A 17,617-nucleotide genomic window follows, 5' to 3' on the forward strand; every position below is an offset into this window, starting at 1 on the left:
TCCACAATATAGGCATTACACAGGAGTCTATCGATGAGCAATCTGTTCGAGATGCGCCGCGACTTCATGCGGCGCTTCGACATCCCCTCCCCCTCCCGCCCCGAATTCCAGCCCGAACAACTGGCGATGTGGCAAACCATGCTGGACGAAGAGCTGGCCGAGCTGCGTCAAGCGCTGGCCGATTACCGCGAACTGCCCGCGCAATCTCCCGAGCAACAGCTGCAAAGCCGCGCCGAACTAACCGCCGAGGCGGTGGACGTGCTGAACGTGGTGTGCGGCCTCTTGCTCTCGCAAGGCCTGCCGCTGGAAACGATGTGCGAAACCATACATGAAGCCAATCTGCGCAAATGCGTGGACGGCAAGGTAGTTCGCCGCGCAGACGGCAAGGTATTGAAGCCGGAAGGCTGGCAGCCAGCCGACAAGCAGGGCGTGATCCGGCAGGCCCAAAGCCGCAGCTAAGGCCTCGCAGGCTCTCCGCTCAGGCACACCGATGCAAACGCCAGGATGCCTCGAAAAACCTCGAGGTGTCCGTAACCGGTCATTCGATGGCCAAGTGGCAGAGCGGCAAGTGCGCGCTGCCATCTTGAACCGCTTCAGCATGCGGGGCCGTCCATGCACGGTGGCTGTGGCATAAATCTGTCGGGAGAAAGGGGAAACTCGCCCTGTCCCGGATATATGCAACCGCGCCTTTGCTCAAAAAGATCATTCCGACTCCGGCGCGTCCGCCGCCGATGGGCAGAACGGCAAGATGAGCATGCGGGTCAAGCACAAGGCGCTGTCTGGGATGAAGATGTGCGATCCCAGCTTCTTGGGCTTGCGCCATTATGATGTCCAATGCGGAGACCCTACCCTCTACCTTCCAAGAAATTGATCCCCCAAACCCAGCGAAAGAAAGGCAATGGGCTTGCCTTGCATTAAGACCGACTTAAGCTTGACGCGCTAAGCTTGGCTCATCGTCAACCCAGACAGGAGCCGACATGCTGCGCAATTCCCAACTAAGCTATGGCCGCGTCGCCCGCGCCTTGCACTGGCTGTGCGCGCTGGCCGTGATCGCCGCGCTGGTCCTCATCGAACTCAAAGGCTTCTTTCCCAAAGGCAGCGCCACTCGCGGCGCGCTGAGCTATTCCCATATCCAGGCCGGGCTGATCGTTCTGCTGCTGGTATTGCCCCGACTTGCTTGGCGGCTGGGCAATCCGCCGCCCGCCATCACGCCCGCGCCCAGCCCGCTGATGGCCTTGCTGGCCCACGCCGGCCACTGGGCGCTGTACGCGCTGATGCTGGCGCTGCCCTTGCTCGGCATCGCCTTCATCCAGGCGGCAGGCCGCGAAGTCGCTTTCCTTGGCCTTGCCTTGCCCGCCCTGCTGCCCACCGACCCAGCCCTGGGCAAGCAGCTCAAAGAGGTTCACGAGCTGCTGGGGAACATTCTGCTGTGGCTGAGCATCCTGCATGCGGCCGCGGCCGTTTGGCACCACGCCATCGTCAAGGACGACACCGTCACCCGGATGGTCGGTCCGCTGCGCTGACTCAAGCGCGCGGCGCGCTCGAGCCGCGCGCCACCAGTCTGCCCGCCAGCACCACCTTGCGCGGCGGCCGCTCCGGCTGCCGCAGCCGCTCCAGCAGCATCTCCATCGCCTCGCGGCCGATATCGTCCACCGGCTGCTCTATCACCGTCATGCCCGGTTCGGCCAGCTCGGTCCAGCTGTCGTTGTCGAAACCCGCCAGCGCCAGCCGCTCGGGCACGGCGATGCCGGCCGCCCGCACTGCCTTCACCGCCCCCAGCAATAGCAAGCCGTTGCTGGCGATCAGCGCCTCCGGCGCGCCCTCTTCAACCATCCACGCCGCCACCGCAGCCTGCGCCGCCGCCGCGCTGGGTGCGACGAAACGCGCCGCCGCCGGCAGGCCTGCCTTACCCAAGGCCTCGACATAGCCGCCATGGCGCTCCGCGCCGGTACTGCTGGTATTGCCGAACAAGCCGCCTATCCGCCGATAGCCCCTATCCAGCAGGTGCGCCACCAGCTGCGCCGCCGCTCGCCTATTGTCCAGCAGCACCGCGTCGCAACTGGCCGCCGCGCCGGCGCGGTCTATCAGCACCACCGGGAAGCCCAGCGCCGCGGCATCCAGGCTGTCCGCCGTGGAGCGAGTGGCGGCGAAGATCACTCCGCTCACGCGCTCCTCCTGCATCAAGCGCAGATACATCGCTTCCTTGTCCGGATTTTCATCGGTGTTGCACAGAATCACCCGCATGCCGGCCCGATAGGCGACATCCTCCACCGCGCGGCTCACCGCGGTGAAGAAGGGGTTGCAGATATCGGACACGATCAGGCCCACGGTGCGCGTATGCTGCGAGCGCAGCCGCCGCGCCGACAGATTGGGCCGGTAGCCGCACTGGGCGATGGCCGCCTCCACCTTGGCCCGCAGCGCCGGACTGACCGGGCCGTCGCCCAGCGCGCGCGACACGGTGGCCACCGACACACCGGCCAGGCGCGCCACATCCTTGATGCTGGTAGTCATGATGATAGAAAACGTTTTCACTCGACAGCGGCGATGCTGCACCACCACGCCGCCGCTGGCAAGACCATATTGAATATGGCCACTGCGGCTTACCACTGCATTTATGGATTTAGGTCAAACACTCTGGATTGACAGCCCGAATGTAATCGTTTTCAATGCCAAACATATCGCATCCCTGAACGAGGTCCGCCGTGTCCGACGCCCTGCTCAACCCGCAACTGATACGCCTGGGCTGCCGCCCCGCCAGCAAAGAGGCCGCGCTCCGCGAGGCCGGCCAAATGCTGGCCGACGCCGGCTGCATCGCCCCCGATTACATAGACAGCCTGCTGCGCCGGGAGGCGGTGGCCAATACCTATCTGGGCAACGGCATCGCCATCCCGCACGGCATGGTGGAGGACCGCGCGCTGGTGCTGCGCACCGGCGTCGCCATCCTGCAGATTCCGGACGGGCTGGAGTGGAATCCCGGCCAGCGCACCCATCTGCTGTGCGCCATCGCCGCCCGCTCCGACGATCACCTGGCCATGCTGCGCCAGCTGACCCGCCTGTTGCAGGACGAAGCCAGGCTGCTGCCGCTGTTCGTCACCGGCGACAGCGCCGACCTGATCGCCGCGCTGCGCCAGCCGGAGGAGGAACTGCCCCCGGACGCGGAAGCCCAGGATCTGGACATAAGCGACGAATGGCGGCTGGACTACCCCAACGGCCTGCACGCCCGTCCCGCCGCGTTGTGGGTGGACGCGGCGCGGCGCAGCCCGGCCCAATTGCAGGTGCGCCACGGCAACCGGACGGCGGACGCCAAAAATCTGATCTCGCTATTGCAGCTGGGATTGCGCCAGGGCGATTTGATCGCTGTCTCCGGCCGCGGCCCGCAGGCCGAAACCGGCGTGCGCCAGCTCGTCAAAGCCATGCGCGAAGCCAGCCTGGCGGAGCAGACGGCCGCCGCCATCGCCGCCCAGCGCGCGGCGGCGCAGCGCCCGCGCGCTGGCTGGCGTCCCGCGAGCGCGCTGATTTCGCTGCCCGGCATCGCGGCCAGCCCAGGCCTGGCCATAGGAGAAGCGCGCATCCTGGCCGGCGAAACACTGCAAGTGCCGGATCGCCCCATCAGCCTGGCCGAAGGCGGCGACCGGCTGCACGAGGCGCTGGCCGCCACCCGCCGCCAACTGTCGCAACTGGCCGACGCCACCCAGGCCACCTTGGGCGCGTCCGAGGCCGCCATTTTCCACGCCCAGGCGGAGCTGCTGAACGACACCGACCTGATCACCCTGAGCTGCCAGCTGATGGTGGCCGGCCATGGCGTGGAGTGGGCCTGGCACCAGGCGGTAGAACGGCTGGCCGAGAAAATCTCCGCGCTGGGCAACCCGCTTTTGGCGGCCCGCGCCGCCGATCTGCGCGACGTGGGCCGGCGCGTGCTGTTCCAGCTGGATTCGTCGCTGCGAGGACGCGCCCCGGCTGAGTTTGGCCTGGACACCATCTTGCTAGCGCCGGACCTCGCGCCTTCAGACACCGCCGCGCTGGATCTGTCCCGCATCAAGGGCCTGGCCACCGCGCATGGCGGCCCCACCGCCCACACCGCCATCCTGGCGCGCACGCTAGGCCTGCCCGCCCTGGTGGCGGCCGGACCCGCCCTGCTGGACGTGGCGGACGGCAGTCCGGCCATCCTGGACGGCGATGCCGGACGGCTGTATCTGAACCCAAGCGAGGCCGACCTCGCCTCCGCCCGCGCCTGGCTGCAGGCGCAGCGCGACGAGCGCGATCGCCAGCAAGCGGAACGGCAGCAACCGGGCCAGACCGCGGATGGCGCGCGCATCGAGATCGCCGCCAACATCAACCGGCCGGACCAGGCCGCCGCCGCGCTGGAGGCCGGCGCTGAGGGCGTGGGCCTAATGCGCACCGAATTCCTGTTCCTGGAGCGCGACGCCGCGCCGGACGAGGAAGAACAGCTGAAAACCTATCTCGCCATGCAGCAGGCGCTGCAAGGCAGGCCGCTGATCGTCCGCGCGCTGGACATAGGCGGCGACAAGCAAGTGCCCTATCTGAACCTGCCGCGTGAGGACAATCCCTTCCTCGGCATGCGCGGCGCGCGGCTGCTGCTGGCCCGCCGCGAATTGCTGGAGCCGCAGCTGCGCGCCCTCTATCGCGCCGCCAAGAGCGGCAAGCCGCTGTCCATCATGTTCCCGATGATCAGCTCGCTGAAAGAAATCACCCGCCTCAAGGGCATCTGCGAAAGCGTGCGTCAGGAGCTGGACGCGCCGCAAGTTCCCATCGGCATCATGGTGGAAGTGCCGGCCGCCGCGCTGCTGGCCGACCAGCTCGCCCCCTATGTCGACTTCTTCTCCATCGGCACCAATGACCTGACCCAGTACGCGCTGGCCATGGACCGCCAGCACCCGGAACTGGCGGCCGAGGCCGACAGCCTGCATCCGGCCGTGCTGCGGCTGATACGCCAGACCGTGCAAGGCGCGGCGGCGCACCAACGCTGGGTGGGCGTGTGCGGCGGCATCGCCGGCGATCCGCAGGGCGCGGCCGTGCTGGCCGGCCTGGGCGTGAACGAATTATCCATGAGTCCGCACGACATCGCCTCAGTCAAAGCCATGCTGCGCCGCCACCCGCTGGCCCAGCTGCAAAGCCTAGCCGAACAAGCTCTGTCCTGCGACAGCGCCGACGAAGTGCGGCAGTTGCTGGAGGCGCTGGCATGAGCGGCGCCATCCACACCGTCACCGCCAACCCGGCGCTGGACCAGACCGTCACTCTGGACGCGCTGGAGATGGGATGCGTCAACCTGGCGCGCGCCGCCGCCATCAATGCCGGCGGCAAGGGCGTCAACGTGGCCGGCTGCCTGGCCGACTGGGGCCTGAACGCCACCGTCCACGGCCTGCTCGGCCGCGACAACGCCGCGCCGTTCGAACAATTGTTCGCCGCCAAGCGCATAGATGACCGCATGCTGCGCGTGGCCGGCGCGACGCGCACCAATATCAAGCTGGCCGATCTCCAGCGCGGCGGCACCACCGACGTCAACCTGCCCGGCCCGACCGTCGGCGAGGCCGAACTGGCTGCGCTGGCCGCCGGGTTGGCCGATGCCGCCGCCGGCGACATCGCCGTGCTGGCCGGCAGCCTGCCGCCAGGCTTGCCGGCCAATGCCTGGGCCAGCTTGTGCGCGCAACTGAAACGACAAGGCGCCTGGGTGCTGCTGGACAGCAGCGGGCCGGCGCTCGCCGCCGCGCTGGCCAATCCGCCGGAAGCGCTGCCCGACTGCGTCAAGCCCAACCGCGAGGAATTGGCGCAATGGGCCGGCCGCGAGCTGGGCACGCTCGACGACGTGGTCGATTGCGCCCGCGGCCTTCAACAGCTGGGCGTAAGCCGCGTCGTGGTGTCTCTGGGCGAACAAGGCGCGCTGCTGGTAGACGGCGAGCAGTCGCTGCTGGCCAGCCTGCCGCCGCAACGGCCGCTCAGCACGGTCGGCGCCGGCGACGCGCTGGTAGCCGGCCTGGTCGCCGCCCGCAGCCAGGCGCTGGACGTTCAAGACAGCCTCAGACTGGCGATGGCCTTCGCCGCCGCCAAGTTGCAACGCGTCGGCCCGCACCTGCCGCCGCCGCAACACATCCGCGAGCTGGCCGCCGCCGTCAGCCTGCGAACCCTAGCCGCGAACTGATACGCGCGCCGACCTTTCACACAGGGGAATCATATGAGCATCGTCGCCATCATCCGTTCCGGCGAACGCAGCACCCAGGCCCGGCTCGCCGCAGAGGCGCTGCGCCAGGCCGCGCAGCGACAGGGGCAAGACATCGTCATCGAGATAGACGGCCAACCAGCCCTGGCCGCCGAACAATTGGCCGGCGCGCGCCAGGTGCTGCTGGTGGATAGCCCGGATGACGGCCGCTTCGGCCCGCTGCCGCTGCGCAGCGCCACATTGGACCAAGTGCTGGCCGACCCGGCCGCGCAACTGCCGTCCAAGGCGGCCGCCAAAGCATTGAGCATCGTCGCCATCACCGGCTGCCCCACCGGCATCGCCCACACCTTCATGGCCGCCGAGGGGCTGACTCAGGCCGCCAAGGCGCTGGGCCACGCCATCAAGGTGGAAACCCAGGGTTCGGTCGGCGCGCAGAACGCGCTGAGCGCCGCCGACATCGCCGCCGCGGACCTAGTCATCATCGCCGCCGACACCCAGGTGCAGCTGGACCGCTTCGCCGGCAAGCCGCTGTTCAAGAGCGGCACCAAGGCGGCCATCGCCGACGGCCAGGGCCTGATCTGCCGCGCGCAGGCCGAGGCCCAGCCCTGGGCCGCCGACCACGCGCCAGCCGCCTCATCGGCCGCGCAGGAAAAAGCCAAGGACGGCCCCTACCGCCACCTGATGACCGGCGTGTCCTTCATGCTGCCCTTCGTCACCGCGGGCGGCATCCTGATCGCGCTGGCCTTCGCCTTGGGCGGCATCTACGCCTTCGACGACGCGCACAAGGGCACGCTGGCCTGGTCGCTGTTCCAGATCGGCGCCAAGTCCGCCTTCGCGCTGATGGTGCCGATACTGGCCGGCTACATCGCCTACTCCATCGCCGACCGCCCCGGCATCGCCCCAGGCATGGTGGGCGGCATGCTGGCCGCCAGCTTGGGATCGGGTTTCCTCGGCGGCATCATCGCCGGCTTCATCGCCGGCTACGGCACGCGCGAGTTGAACCGCCGCATCCAGCTGGGCCAGCATCTGGACGGCCTGAAACCGGTGCTGATCCTGCCGGTGCTGGGTTCGCTGCTGACCGGCTTATTGATGATCTATGTGGTGGGCCAACCGGTGGCGGCCGTCTTGTCGGCGCTGACCGCTGCGCTGAAGGGCATGCAAGGCAGCAGCGCGCTGGCGCTGGGCGCGCTCTTGGGCGCGATGATGGCCTTCGACATGGGCGGCCCGGTCAATAAAGCGGCTTACGCCTTCGCCACAGGTCTGATCGCCAGCCAGGTGTACACGCCGATGGCGGCGGTGATGGCGGCCGGCATGACGCCGCCGCTGGGCATCGCGCTGGCCACCCGTGTGTTCCGCGACCGCTTCACCGCGGACGAACAGGAGGCCGGCAAGGCGGCTGGCGTGCTGGGCCTGGCCTTCATCAGCGAAGGCGCGATACCGTTCGCCGCGCGCGACCCGCTGCGCGTGATCCCGGCGCTGATGGCCGGCTCCGCCTTGGCCGGCGCCGTTTCCATGACCATGGGAGTGGAGCTGAAGGTGCCGCACGGCGGGGTGTTCGTACTGCCCATCCCCAACGCGGTAGCGCACCTGGGCAGCTATCTGGCCGCTCTGGCCGCCGGCACCGCGCTCACCGCGCTGATGCTTAGAATGCTGAAGAAACCGGCCCTGGCCTGAGACTCGCGGGAGCGCGGACATAAAACGCGGCGCCGAGGCGCCGCGTTTTCATTTGCCTGGCCTGCATACGCCATCGCCGAACGGCGCGGCGCGAAACGCATCCAGCTCCTCGGCCTGCCGCGACAACGCGTCCAAGCGCGGATACGGGCCAGCCGGCACCACGTCCGGAATCATCTCCCGACTGAAATGCCAAGCGATGGCCGTCGTCAGCAGCGACTGGTCCAACGAGGCCTCCCGCAGCGGCTGCGGAAACGCCAGTTCTGCCTCCAGCGCGTCGAAGGCGGCCAGAACCTGGCCGCTCACCCGCTCCAACCACGCCTGGTACACATTCTGGGCCGGGCGTAATTGCCGCTCATACACAACCTGCACGCTCTTCTCGCAAGCCGCCAGCGCCAGTCCGGTACGGCGCCACGCCGCCAGCCGGGCCTGCGGCGCCGATGGCAATAGGCTGCGAGTCGACACGCTCTCCGCATACTCCAGAATCAGCGTCGAATCCAGCAGGATGGTGCCGTCGTCGCAGACCAGCGTGGGCGCCTTGACCACCGGATTGATCGCGCGAAAATGATCGAAGCCGCTAAATACCGAAACCGGCTGATGCTCGAACGGCAACTCCAGCAATTGCAGAGAAACGGCGACGCGCCGCACGAAGGGGGAATCAAGCATGCCTATCAGCTTCATGGATAGCCTCCATCTTGAACAGAATCGATCGCGCCCGGCCACAGCCACTGCGCCAGCGGCTCGCCTTCATCGTCCACCAACACCTCGCCGCGCGTGAAACCCAGCCTGGCCGCCAGCCGCGACGACGGCGCATTGTCCGGATTGATCTGGGCCAGCACCTGTCGCGCGCCGCCATCCAAGGCCAACGCCAGCAGCTCGCCCACGGCGGCAGTGGCGATGCCCGCGCCGCGCCGGCTCGGCGCCACCGCGTAGCCTATTTCCACCAGTCCCAGGCAAGGCTCGCCCTTGAAGCCGCAGCCGCCCACGATGACGCCGCGCGCGTCCAGCATGGCATAGGGCAGGCACCAACGCTCCGCGCCGCCCTCCGCCAAGAGGCGCAAGGCCCTCTGCGCCACCAGCGCGGGCGGCCACGCGCCCTCCTCGCAAACGCCGCCCAGGCCGAGGGGCTGCCTGCCTTCCGCCAGCTCAGCCAGCGCGGCAAGCGGAATGGCTTCCAGGCGAATCGGACGATCAGACGAAGCGCACATCGGCGATCCAGTTGCGCGCGCGGCGCGCCAATCTCTCGGCTTCGCTTTCGCCATCGAACGACACATCCACCGCCTCGGCGATGGACAGTTCCTGGGTATCGAAAGCATTAACGCTGACCACGGCATACCGCCGGCCGTCTATCTCGCTGACGGCCAGCGGCGCGACGCCGCAATCGGAACAGATATGGAAATCGGCGGTGGCGGTGCCGAAACGGTAGCGCGACACTCGCTGCGGGTCGCGCATCATTACCGCCAAGCCCGCCGCGGGGGACGCGGTCCACACGCCGCCATGCTTGCGGCAGAAGGAGCAGCCGCAGCGGCGGGCGGGAATGGACTGCGCATCAGGCCAATCGAGGTCGAAAGAAATATTGCCGCAGTGGCAACTGCCGTGAATCCGCATGGAACGCTCCGCAATGTGGCGTCTTGCGCCAATAATGCGCAAAGCATATCACGCAATTTGCGCGGCGATTCGTTCAGCGCTGCGTCAACGCCTTGCGCACATCCCGCGCCGCCTTCAAAGGCGTGGCGGAAAAGCGCGTGGCGGCGAAGTGCCCGGCCTGGCGCGAGGCGGTGGACATGGCCGCTCCGGAGACGCAGCCCAACTCCAGCGCCCGCCGCATCGCGGCGATGGGCGCCGCGTCATCGTCCGGCAGTTGCCGCTGCAGACTGCGCGCCATTTCCACCCATAGCCGCTCCGCCGCCAGCATCAGCTCGCGCTGGGTATCGGCCTGGGCCTGCCACAGCGCGGCGCCGGCCAGCAAGCCACCGTCGAATCGGCGCTCCGCATCCCCTCGCGAGAGCGGGAATGCCGGCGACAGCCAGTTGCTACAGGCATCCTCCTGCGCGTCCAGCCAGCGCCGCTGCCCTCTTTCCATCGCGCCGCAGCAGCTTTCCACCGCGTCGACCAACCAGTTGACCATGTGGCCTCCTTCTTAGACGGCGCGTTCGCGCCTCAAGCCGTTGCTTGCGGACAGGGCAACCGCCACACCGCCAGCAGCTCCCGCAACAGGGTTTCCAGCACCGGATCGCCTTCGCGGTCCGCCGGATAGACAAACTGCAGATCCGCGCTCTTGCTCAGTTCCGGCACCAGCCAGACGCGGCCCGCGTCCTGCCAGGCCTGCGCCTCTTCCTCGCGCACCAGCGCCGCGCCGACACCGGCCGACACCAGTTCCAGGATCACCGACAAATGATCGCTTTCCGCGACCTTCTTCGGCGAGATATTGAGTTCGCGCCACAGCTCCGCCGTGATCTTGGACAGGCTGGAAAATTGGGAAATGCCTATCCACGGCAACTTGCCCAGCTCCTTGAGCCGGCCGCCGGCCAACTGCCCGGCCCAGGCCGTGGGCAGCGCCACACGGAAAGAGAGCGGCCGCAACGGCACGGTGCAGACGTTCATATACGGGTTCTTGCCCAGGTAGAAGCCCGCGTCCAGCTCCTTCTTGCGCACCAGATTCAATACATCCACCGAGACGCCGTGGCTCAGCTTCACCTCCAGCAAGGGATATTTCTCCACCAGCGCGGACACCCACGGCCCCAGCTTCAGGATGTCCGGCATCAGCGTCACGCCTATGCGCGCCTGGCCTGCCAGCTGCCCTTTGAGCGCGCGCGCGTGGTGGATGATATCCCGCGCGGCGCCCAGCACGCCTTGCGCCTGCGGCAGCAGTTCCTGCCCGGCGCGCGTCAGGCTGACGCCGCCCGCATTGCGCTCGAACAGCGGCATGCCCACTTCTTCCTCCAGCGCCTTGATCTGCGCCGTCACCGCCGGCTGCGACAAATGCAACAGTTCGGCCGCCTGCGTCAGGTGGCCTTGCTGGGCCACGGTGACAAAGGTCCGCAACTGGTAGATTTCCATGCTCTCCCCTGCTTCTCGTCCTGCCATTCGAACAGAATATGCCAATGCCGTGTAGGCTAGCACAGCACCAGTTGTTCGTTCAAAAACAAACCGCCTGCCGCAATCATGCGGTCAGGCGGTTGGCTCATGACGCGTCCGCGACGGACTGCATCAATCGTCGTCCTCTTGGGTCCAGCTCGGCGCGCGCTTGGCCAGGAAGGCGGCCACCCCCTCCACTTGCTCGGCGCCGCCCACCAGCCCTAGCGTGGCGGCGCGCTCTCGCTTCAGGTGCTCGTCCAGCGTCAGATTAGGACTGTCTTCGATCAGCTTGCGCGCAGCGGCGACCGAGCCCGGCGCCTGGCTGGCCACCTTGTTGGCCAGGCTGACAGCGACGATCTTGGCGAAGCCCTGGTCGACCACTTCCTCGATCAAGCCGATTTGCAGCGCCTGCTCGGCGCTGACCAGCTCGCCGCCCAGTATGATGCGCTTGGCCCAGGACACGCCCACCTTGTCGGCCAGCGTCTTGGTGCCGCCCGCGGCCGGAATCAGGCCGACCTTGGCTTCCGGCAGGCCCAGCTTGGCGCCGCGCTCGGCGATGATGTAATCGCATACCAGCGCGCATTCCAGCCCGCCGCCCAGCGCGAAGCCGTTGACCGCAGCCACGGTGACGCCGCGGTAGCCGCGGATGGCTTGCAAGGCATTGGCGAAAGCCTGCAGCAGCGTATCGGCCTCGGCCTTGTCGCCTGAGGCGAACTGCTTCAAATCCGCTCCGGCGGAAAAAAACGAATCGCCGGCGCCGGTAATCACCACCGAACGCACGCCGTCATCCGCATTCAACGCCTGCAGCGTCGAGGCCAGCTCATTCAAGCCCTCGGTCGTCAGCAGATTGGCAGGCAGGTTGGAAAGCGTGACGATGGCTGACTTGCCCAGCCGTTCTAGTGTCAAATACCTGGCCATATTGTGTTCCTCACTGTATCCCCGTTTCCTTTTCGTTGGCAGCCCGAACCGCCCCAATCGCTCGCTTGCGCGCCGATCGCTCCCAATGCGCGGTCCGGATCCGGGCCGGAAGTGCGTGCCGCCTGAAGGAGGCATCACCTTCCCTGTTTCGCCCAGTCCGACATTTTCTTTGCAAACTGTCCTTTTGGCCAGTAGGCGAAACAATTATATCCAACCTTTTTTGTAGAATGTCCGTTTCAACAATGCCAAAAAGAATCCGCAGCCGGCTGCCGCACCCCCTCGTCAAGCGGAATCGGCCAGCCATGCATCTTCGTCATGCCGCTCTGTTACCATAGAGCTTTCATCAGCGATTTGCGGCATGTTAGAAAGCAATTACTGGATACTGCTGGCGGCCGGCCTGCTAGGCGGCGGCCACTGTGTCGGCATGTGCGGTGGCATCGTCGCCGCCCTCACTCTGCACCACCCCGCCGGCGCGGCGCGCTGGCGCGTGCTGGCCGGCTATAACCTGGGCCGGATCGCCAGCTATTCGCTAATCGGCGCGCTGCTGGGCGGCCTCGCCTCCGCCGGGCTCAGCCTGGCGGATTCCCATCCTTTCCAGCTTGCCCTGTACGCGCTGGCCAATCTGATGCTGGTGGCCATGGGCCTCTACTTGGCCGGCCTGGCCCAAGCCATAGTCTTCCTGGAAAAACTCGGACAGCCAGTTTGGCGAAGAATTCAACCATGGGTGGGCCGCATGCTGCCGGTGCGCTCCGCGGCCGGCGCCATCGCAGTCGGCACCGTATGGGGCTGGCTGCCCTGTGGCCTGGTCTACAGCGCCGCCCTCTCAGCCCTGGCCAGCGGCTCGGCCTGGCATGGCGCCGGGCTGATGCTGGCCTTCGGCCTGGGCACCCTGCCCAATCTCTTGTTGATGGGCGTGTTCGCTAGCGGCCTGCGCCGCTGGATGCAAAAACGCCCAGTGCGGCTGGCTGCCGGACTGGGCGTGGCGGGCTTGGGCGCCTGGCGGCTGCTTCAGCTGCTTACTTGAACGACTTCATGATGGTGCCGACGTTGTAGCGCATCAACTGCAGATAACTGGCGGCCGGACCGCTCGGGCCGGACAGCGCGTCAGCGTACAGCTTCCCGCCTATCTGCACCTTGGCCTCGGCCGACAGCTGCTTCAATAGCCTGGCGTCGGTCATGTTTTCCATGAACACCGCCTTGACGCCCTCTTGCCGGACTTGGCGCGTCAGCTGCGCGACGCCCTTGGCCGATGCCTCCGCCTCGGTGCTGACGCCCTGAATCGCCAACACCTTTACCTGGTAACTCTCGCCCAGATAGCCGAAGGCATCATGCGAAGTCAGGATTTTGCGCTTGGCGGCCGGCACCGTGGAAAACTGCTGCTTGGCCCAGTCGTCCAGCGCCTTCACCTTGGCGGCGTAATCGGCGGCCCGGCGCTGGTATTCGGCCTTGCCAGCTGGGTCGGCCTGGATCAGGCCGGCGCTGATGTTCTTGATATAGGTCTGCACCCGCGCCGGGTCGTGCCAGGCATGCGGATCGACATCGCCGTGGTCATGGCTGTGCGCATGATCGTGCTCGGCATGCTCCTCTTCCGGCGCTTGACGGGTCTTGATGCCCTTGGACGCCACCACGGTCGCGCCGCGGAAGTTGGCCGCCTTGTCCAGCCGGCTCATCCAGCCCTCCAGACCCAGGCCATTGGTGACCAGCACCTTTGCGGCTGACACTTTCTTGATGTCAGCCGGCGACGGCTGGAATACGTGGGCGTCCTGATCCGGCCCCACCAGCGACACCACCTCGACTCGGTCGCCGCCTATCTCGCGGGTCATATCGGCGATGATGCTGAAGCTGGCCACTACCGGCACCTTGGCCAAGGCCAAGGCCGGCATGCCCAGCAACAGCAAGGCGGCTAGCGTTTTCTTCATGAGGCTTCCCCTTCTTGGTTCAAGATTCCAGATGCCGCGCGCGGATGTAGCGCGGCAGCGCTCCGCCCACCGGCGCGAACAGCAAAGACAATAGATAGACCACCCCGGCCAGCAGAATGATGGCGGGACCGGACGGCAGTTCGAAGTGGTAGGACAGCAAGAGGCCGCCCAGGCCGCTGAAGAAGGCAATGCCGACAGCCAAAGCCAGCATGGCCTCGATGCGCTCAGTCCACAGCCGCGAGGTGATGGCCGGCAACATCATCAGGCCCACCGCCATCAGCGTGCCCAGCGACTGGAAGCCCGCCACCAGGTTCAGCACCACCAGCATCAGGAACAACAGATGCCACCAGGCGCCGCGCGCGCCCACCGCCCGCAGATAGACCGGGTCCAGGCTTTCCAGCAGCAAGGGCCGGTAGATCACGGCCAGGGTCAGCAACGTTACCGAAGCGACGCCGGATACCAGATACAGCGCGGCGTCATCCACCGCCAGCACCGAGCCGAACAGGATGTGCATCAGGTCGACGTTGCTGCCGCCCCTGGATACCAGCAGCACCCCCAGCGACAGGGACAGCAAGTAAAACGCGGCGAAACTGGCATCTTCCTTGATGCTGGTAAAACGGGTGGCCAGGCCGGCCAGCAGCGCCACCAGCACGCCGGCGAAAAAGCCGCCCAGACTCATCGCCGGCAAGCTGAGGCCGGCGAACATGAAGCCGATGGCGGCGCCCGGCAGCACCGCGTGGCTCATCGCGTCGCCCATCAAGCTCATCCGTCGCATCACCAGGAATAGGCCAATGGGGCCGGAACCCAGCGCCAGCGCCAGGCAGCCCGCCAATGCGCGGCGCATGAAGGCGAATTCGACAAACGGCGAAACCAGCAAATCGTACAAGTGTTGCATCAGGCTCTCGCTCCATCCAGGCCGCAAACCGGCGCCTGGGCCTGCCAGTGGGCGGCGGTCTCCACCGCACGCCGCAAATTGTCATCCGTCAAAACCGAGGCGCTGCCGCCCCAGGCAATCACCTCGCGCGCCATCAGCAGCGCATGCGGGAAATGCGCCTTCACTTGCAGCGGGTCGTGCAGCACGGCGATCACCGTGCGCCCTTCTCCGCGCCAGCGCGCCACCAGTTTCAGCAAATCCTCGGTGGTCTTGGCGTCCACCGCGTTGAAGGGCTCGTCCAGCAGGATCACCCGGGCGTCCTGCACCAGGATGCGGGCGAACAGCACGCGCTGGAACTGGCCGCTGGACAGCGCGGCGATGGGGCGCAGCGCAAAATCGGCCAGCCCTACCTGTTCCAACGCCTCGATGGCGCGGGACATGCCCTCGCGCCCCACCCGGCCGAACGGGCCGCTCTGGTGCCACAGGCCGGTGCCCACCAGTTCCAGCACGCTGACCGGCATGCTGCGGTCTATCTCCGCCTGCTGCGGCAGATAGGCGATGTCGCTGCGGCGGTGGCCGTTCAAGTCCACATTGCCGGAATCCGGCGTTAGCGCGCCTATCATCGCCTTCAGCAAAGTGCTCTTCCCGGCGCCGTTAGGCCCGAAGATGGCGGTGGCGTCGCCTTCGGCGAAACGGCCGCTGATGTGGTGCACCGCCGGATGGCGCTGGTAGGACACCGTCAGATTGTTCAGGATGATGCTCATGCCAGCTCCCGCAAGGCCCACCACACCAGCAGCCACAGGCTAGCCAGCGGCAGCAAGGTCAGGACGACGCGCTGGCCCGCAGACATGGCCAGCAGGCTCAGCGGCGGCCGCAGATTAGCCGCCGTCACGTGGCGGTGCGGCGCGTGGGCATGCGCGCCATGGCCGTGCCCATGCTCGTGCGAATGCGCGTCGCTCATTCCAGGCACTCCCTCAGCCAGGCTTCCACCGTTTCCGCCTCAAACGCCGGCGCGATCAGTTCGAAACGACTGTCGCGCCGCCAGGACACCTGGGCGGCGCCCCACTGCCCGGCCGCCCAGTTCAGCCACACCCAACTATCCAACACGCGGAACACGCCCTTGGCGCGCACCAGGCCCGGCACTTTCTTGGGCAAGTCGTCGAAGAAGCGGGTCAGCCGTTCGCCGTCGAAATTCAGCTCCGGATCGAAGGTCCAGCCAGCAGACTGCCACGCGCTGGCATTGTCCGGCAGCGCGGCAGGACGGTAGCGCGGTTTGGCCGCCAGCTCCGCGTCCAGCCAGGAAACGTCCAGCCGGCCCTCGCGCACCTCGCCCACCAGCGACTTGGGCGGGAACAGCGCCGCGGCCTGCGCGCGGAAAGCGTCCATGGTGGGGATGTCTGCGGTGTCTATCTTATTCGCCACCAGCACGTCGGCGATGGAGATCTGGTCGCGGTACAGCGGCTGGCGGTGATAATCCGGTTGGATGAATTGGCGCGGGTCCACCAGGGTCAGCACCGCGGCCACCTCCAGCGCGTCGCCCAGCGGCTTGGCGCGCAATTCATCTATCACGCCGGCGGCATGGGCGAGACCGCTGGCCTCGATCAGCAGTCGGTCCGGCCTCTCGCGGCGCAGCAGCGTGGCCACGGTGGCTGTCATTTGCGGGCCCGCCACGCAGCACAGGCAGCCGCCGGCGATTTCAGCCACCGCCAGCTCATCATTGAGCAACGCGGCGCCGTCTATGCCCACTTCGCCGAATTCGTTGACGATCACCGCCCACTTTTCATGCGGCGGCCGGTTGGCGATCAAATGGCGCAGCGCGGTGGTCTTGCCCACGCCCAGAAAGCCGGTAAACAGATTGACTTTGGTCTTATTCATGATTTTTTCGAATTAAGCGGCACAGGACTGGCAGCGTCCGGCCAGCACCAGGTTTTGCGGACTGAGCGCGAAACCGGCGGCCTGGGCCATTTCGCGCAGGCTGGCCAGTCCGCCGGCGGCGTCCACCTCGTTGACGCGGCCGCATTGCTCGCACACCAGGATCAGGCTCTCGTGCTGGCAGTCGAAATGCTCGCAGACGATGAAGCCGTTGAGCGCGTCCACCTTGTGCAACAGGCCGTGCTCCACCAGGAAGTCCAGCGCGCGGTAGACGGTGGGCGGCGCGGCCGAGCCGCGCTGCTGCTGCAGGTCCGCCAGCACCTGGTAGGCCTTGACCACGCCACTGCGGCCCAGCACCAGCTCCAGCACCTGGCGGCGCAGCTCGGTCAACTTGCTGCCGCGCGCCGCGCAATGGCGCTCGGCGGCGCTCAAATAAGTGGGGGCATCCATGGATTCATCTCTTGATCAGGCAGAGTCAGCCACGAATGTTACTGTATAACATCACGCATGTTCAACCATTTACATATTGAGGTTTTAGGGCGGCTTCGCGTCGTGGTACGCTGCCAACGCCGTTATCCATGCCAAACAAGAGGAGTTTCGATGAAAAAAATGTTGATGGCTTCACTGGCTTTGCTGCTGGCCGGCCAGGCATTCGCCGCAGATCCGATCAGCCAGCGCCAGCAGGTATTCAAGCAGTACAAGACCACGGTGGGCGCCATGGGCAAGATGGTGAAGGGCGACACCCCTTATGACAAAGAGGCGTTCGCCAAGCTGGCCAGCCAGTTGGAGCAGCTGTCGCAACAGCCCTGGCAATATTTCCCAGCCGGCAGCGACGCCGGCAAGACTGGCGCGCGGCCGGAAATCTGGAGCAAGCCCGCGGACTGGCAAAAAGTCATAGACAACCACAAGGCGGCCACCGCCAAGCTCAAGCAAGTGGCGCAGACTGGCGACCTCGACGCGATCCGCAAGCAATTCGCCGAAACCAACCAGACCTGCAAGGCCTGTCACAAGGATTTCCGCAAGGATTGATCCTGCCGGGGCCGCCCTCCGGCCCCAATCCCCGCCGTCATCGATATAATCGGCAGGACTTGGCGCGCCAGCGAGCGCGCC

20 protein-coding genes and 1 pseudogene are annotated in these 17,617 nt (G+C 66.6%); 8 read left to right on the plus strand and 13 right to left on the minus strand.

Features of this window, described 5'->3' with window-relative positions:
• Nucleotides 1–33: 33 nt before the first annotated feature.
• The 3 genes and pseudogenes from C2I19_RS12885 (at nucleotide 34) to C2I19_RS12895 (ending at nucleotide 1,523) form a co-directional block, all read left to right on the plus strand.
• Nucleotides 34–459 (plus strand): pyrophosphohydrolase domain-containing protein, encoded by a 426-nt coding sequence (locus C2I19_RS12885; RefSeq protein WP_103903104.1) that lies wholly within the window; start codon nucleotides 34–36, stop codon nucleotides 457–459.
• 67 nt (nucleotides 460–526) lie between these two features.
• Nucleotides 527–634 (plus strand): annotated as a pseudogene (locus tag C2I19_RS12890) (IS5/IS1182 family transposase); the annotation flags it as partial.
• Nucleotides 635–977: 343 nt separating this feature from the next.
• Nucleotides 978–1,523 carry a cytochrome b gene (locus tag C2I19_RS12895; RefSeq protein WP_103903105.1) on the plus strand — a complete coding sequence of 182 codons (546 nt, stop codon included), beginning with the start codon at nucleotides 978–980 and terminating at the stop codon, nucleotides 1,521–1,523.
• Nucleotide 1,524: 1 nt separating this feature from the next.
• On the opposite strand, the gene C2I19_RS12900 is transcribed toward C2I19_RS12895, so the two are convergent.
• Nucleotides 1,525–2,511 (minus strand): LacI family DNA-binding transcriptional regulator, encoded by a 987-nt coding sequence (locus tag C2I19_RS12900; protein WP_103903106.1) that lies wholly within the window; start codon nucleotides 2,509–2,511, stop codon nucleotides 1,525–1,527.
• 191 nt (nucleotides 2,512–2,702) lie between these two features.
• On the opposite strand from C2I19_RS12900, the gene ptsP reads away from it, so the two are divergent.
• From ptsP to C2I19_RS12915, 3 genes are read left to right on the plus strand one after another with little or no spacing between them, the layout of a single operon-like run.
• Nucleotides 2,703–5,204 carry a phosphoenolpyruvate--protein phosphotransferase gene (gene ptsP / locus C2I19_RS12905; protein WP_103903107.1) on the plus strand — a complete coding sequence of 834 codons (2,502 nt, stop codon included), beginning with the start codon at nucleotides 2,703–2,705 and terminating at the stop codon, nucleotides 5,202–5,204.
• Entirely contained in the window at nucleotides 5,201–6,157 is a 957-nt protein-coding gene (pfkB, locus tag C2I19_RS12910) for a 1-phosphofructokinase (protein ID WP_103903108.1), read from the plus strand. Before ptsP ends, pfkB begins: the two co-directional genes overlap by 4 nt.
• 33 nt (nucleotides 6,158–6,190) lie before the next feature.
• Nucleotides 6,191–7,849 carry a PTS fructose transporter subunit IIC gene (locus C2I19_RS12915; protein ID WP_103903109.1) on the plus strand — a complete coding sequence of 553 codons (1,659 nt, stop codon included), beginning with the start codon at nucleotides 6,191–6,193 and terminating at the stop codon, nucleotides 7,847–7,849.
• A gap of 48 nt (nucleotides 7,850–7,897) precedes the next feature.
• Here C2I19_RS12915 and C2I19_RS12920 read toward each other — a convergent pair whose 3' ends face one another.
• The 6 genes from C2I19_RS12920 to C2I19_RS12945 form a co-directional block, all read right to left on the minus strand.
• Nucleotides 7,898–8,527, minus strand: a complete 630-nt coding sequence (locus C2I19_RS12920; protein ID WP_103903110.1) for a glutathione S-transferase — start codon at nucleotides 8,525–8,527, stop codon at nucleotides 7,898–7,900.
• Nucleotides 8,524–9,054 carry a GNAT family N-acetyltransferase gene (locus tag C2I19_RS12925; protein ID WP_158253705.1) on the minus strand — a complete coding sequence of 177 codons (531 nt, stop codon included), beginning with the start codon at nucleotides 9,052–9,054 and terminating at the stop codon, nucleotides 8,524–8,526. Before C2I19_RS12925 ends, C2I19_RS12920 begins: the two co-directional genes overlap by 4 nt.
• Complete coding sequence (locus C2I19_RS12930; protein WP_103903112.1) at nucleotides 9,038–9,454, minus strand: GFA family protein; 417 nt, start codon at nucleotides 9,452–9,454, stop codon at nucleotides 9,038–9,040. Before C2I19_RS12930 ends, C2I19_RS12925 begins: the two co-directional genes overlap by 17 nt.
• 73 nt (nucleotides 9,455–9,527) lie before the next feature.
• Nucleotides 9,528–9,974, minus strand: coding sequence for a hypothetical protein (locus C2I19_RS12935; RefSeq protein ID WP_103903113.1), 447 nt, complete (start codon nucleotides 9,972–9,974; stop codon nucleotides 9,528–9,530).
• A 32-nt stretch (nucleotides 9,975–10,006) separates the two neighbouring features.
• Nucleotides 10,007–10,906: a LysR family transcriptional regulator gene (locus C2I19_RS12940; protein ID WP_103903114.1), complete on the minus strand. Its 900-nt coding sequence runs from the start codon at nucleotides 10,904–10,906 to the stop codon at nucleotides 10,007–10,009.
• A 150-nt stretch (nucleotides 10,907–11,056) separates the two neighbouring features.
• Nucleotides 11,057–11,842: an enoyl-CoA hydratase gene (locus C2I19_RS12945; protein ID WP_103903115.1), complete on the minus strand. Its 786-nt coding sequence runs from the start codon at nucleotides 11,840–11,842 to the stop codon at nucleotides 11,057–11,059.
• Between the two features lie 358 nt (nucleotides 11,843–12,200).
• Between C2I19_RS12945 and C2I19_RS12950 the strand changes: the two genes are divergently transcribed.
• On the plus strand, nucleotides 12,201–12,866 hold the full coding sequence (locus tag C2I19_RS12950) for a sulfite exporter TauE/SafE family protein (RefSeq protein ID WP_103903116.1): 666 nt from the start codon (nucleotides 12,201–12,203) through the stop codon (nucleotides 12,864–12,866).
• On the opposite strand, the gene C2I19_RS12955 is transcribed toward C2I19_RS12950, so the two are convergent.
• Genes C2I19_RS12955 through C2I19_RS12980 form a run of 6 tightly spaced genes read right to left on the minus strand, consistent with a single transcriptional unit; the run spans nucleotide 12,859 to nucleotide 16,957 of the window.
• Nucleotides 12,859–13,761 (minus strand): metal ABC transporter substrate-binding protein, encoded by a 903-nt coding sequence (locus tag C2I19_RS12955; protein WP_103903117.1) that lies wholly within the window; start codon nucleotides 13,759–13,761, stop codon nucleotides 12,859–12,861. The two genes, C2I19_RS12950 and C2I19_RS12955, sit on opposite strands and share 8 nt — an antisense overlap.
• Nucleotides 13,762–13,780: 19 nt before the next feature.
• Entirely contained in the window at nucleotides 13,781–14,656 is an 876-nt protein-coding gene (locus C2I19_RS12960) for a metal ABC transporter permease (RefSeq protein ID WP_103903118.1), read from the minus strand.
• The gene (locus C2I19_RS12965; protein WP_103903119.1) at nucleotides 14,656–15,399 is read right to left on the minus strand and encodes a metal ABC transporter ATP-binding protein; all 744 of its coding nucleotides are present in this window, start codon (nucleotides 15,397–15,399) and stop codon (nucleotides 14,656–14,658) included. The genes C2I19_RS12960 and C2I19_RS12965 overlap by 1 nt, the downstream gene beginning before the upstream one ends.
• Nucleotides 15,396–15,596 (minus strand): hypothetical protein, encoded by a 201-nt coding sequence (locus tag C2I19_RS12970; protein WP_103903120.1) that lies wholly within the window; start codon nucleotides 15,594–15,596, stop codon nucleotides 15,396–15,398. Before C2I19_RS12970 ends, C2I19_RS12965 begins: the two co-directional genes overlap by 4 nt.
• A complete protein-coding gene (locus tag C2I19_RS12975) occupies nucleotides 15,593–16,510 on the minus strand; it encodes a CobW family GTP-binding protein (RefSeq protein WP_103903121.1) in 918 nt (305 codons plus the stop codon). The genes C2I19_RS12970 and C2I19_RS12975 overlap by 4 nt, the downstream gene beginning before the upstream one ends.
• 12 nt (nucleotides 16,511–16,522) lie before the next feature.
• Nucleotides 16,523–16,957: a Fur family transcriptional regulator gene (locus tag C2I19_RS12980; protein ID WP_103903122.1), complete on the minus strand. Its 435-nt coding sequence runs from the start codon at nucleotides 16,955–16,957 to the stop codon at nucleotides 16,523–16,525.
• Between the two features lie 150 nt (nucleotides 16,958–17,107).
• Between C2I19_RS12980 and C2I19_RS12985 the strand changes: the two genes are divergently transcribed.
• Nucleotides 17,108–17,536 (plus strand): c-type cytochrome, encoded by a 429-nt coding sequence (locus C2I19_RS12985; RefSeq protein WP_103903123.1) that lies wholly within the window; start codon nucleotides 17,108–17,110, stop codon nucleotides 17,534–17,536.
• The last annotated feature ends 81 nt before the right edge of the window (nucleotides 17,537–17,617 follow it).

The organism is Chromobacterium alticapitis, assembly GCF_002924365.1.
GTDB lineage: Bacteria > Pseudomonadota > Gammaproteobacteria > Burkholderiales > Chromobacteriaceae > Chromobacterium > Chromobacterium alticapitis.

Bases quoted from the DNA above. Each gene is read 5' to 3' on its own strand.
- C2I19_RS12950 (WP_103903116.1), top strand. From the start codon at position 12,201: ATGTTAGAAAGCAATTACTGGATACTGCTGGCGGCCGGCCTGCTAGGC.
- C2I19_RS12960 (WP_103903118.1), bottom strand. From the start codon at position 14,656: ATGCAACACTTGTACGATTTGCTGGTTTCGCCGTTTGTCGAATTCGCC.
- C2I19_RS12955 (WP_103903117.1), bottom strand. From the start codon at position 13,761: ATGAAGAAAACGCTAGCCGCCTTGCTGTTGCTGGGCATGCCGGCCTTG.
- pfkB (WP_103903108.1), top strand. From the start codon at position 5,201: ATGAGCGGCGCCATCCACACCGTCACCGCCAACCCGGCGCTGGACCAG.
- C2I19_RS12900 (WP_103903106.1), bottom strand. From the start codon at position 2,511: ATGACTACCAGCATCAAGGATGTGGCGCGCCTGGCCGGTGTGTCGGTG.
- C2I19_RS12985 (WP_103903123.1), top strand. From the start codon at position 17,108: ATGAAAAAAATGTTGATGGCTTCACTGGCTTTGCTGCTGGCCGGCCAG.
- C2I19_RS12975 (WP_103903121.1), bottom strand. From the start codon at position 16,510: ATGAATAAGACCAAAGTCAATCTGTTTACCGGCTTTCTGGGCGTGGGC.
- C2I19_RS12965 (WP_103903119.1), bottom strand. From the start codon at position 15,399: ATGAGCATCATCCTGAACAATCTGACGGTGTCCTACCAGCGCCATCCG.
- C2I19_RS12930 (WP_103903112.1), bottom strand. From the start codon at position 9,454: ATGCGGATTCACGGCAGTTGCCACTGCGGCAATATTTCTTTCGACCTC.
- C2I19_RS12945 (WP_103903115.1), bottom strand. From the start codon at position 11,842: ATGGCCAGGTATTTGACACTAGAACGGCTGGGCAAGTCAGCCATCGTC.
- C2I19_RS12920 (WP_103903110.1), bottom strand. From the start codon at position 8,527: ATGAAGCTGATAGGCATGCTTGATTCCCCCTTCGTGCGGCGCGTCGCC.
- C2I19_RS12935 (WP_103903113.1), bottom strand. From the start codon at position 9,974: ATGGTCAACTGGTTGGTCGACGCGGTGGAAAGCTGCTGCGGCGCGATG.
- C2I19_RS12980 (WP_103903122.1), bottom strand. From the start codon at position 16,957: ATGGATGCCCCCACTTATTTGAGCGCCGCCGAGCGCCATTGCGCGGCG.
- C2I19_RS12885 (WP_103903104.1), top strand. From the start codon at position 34: ATGAGCAATCTGTTCGAGATGCGCCGCGACTTCATGCGGCGCTTCGAC.
- C2I19_RS12925 (WP_158253705.1), bottom strand. From the start codon at position 9,054: ATGTGCGCTTCGTCTGATCGTCCGATTCGCCTGGAAGCCATTCCGCTT.
- C2I19_RS12940 (WP_103903114.1), bottom strand. From the start codon at position 10,906: ATGGAAATCTACCAGTTGCGGACCTTTGTCACCGTGGCCCAGCAAGGC.
- C2I19_RS12895 (WP_103903105.1), top strand. From the start codon at position 978: ATGCTGCGCAATTCCCAACTAAGCTATGGCCGCGTCGCCCGCGCCTTG.
- C2I19_RS12915 (WP_103903109.1), top strand. From the start codon at position 6,191: ATGAGCATCGTCGCCATCATCCGTTCCGGCGAACGCAGCACCCAGGCC.
- C2I19_RS12970 (WP_103903120.1), bottom strand. From the start codon at position 15,596: ATGAGCGACGCGCATTCGCACGAGCATGGGCACGGCCATGGCGCGCAT.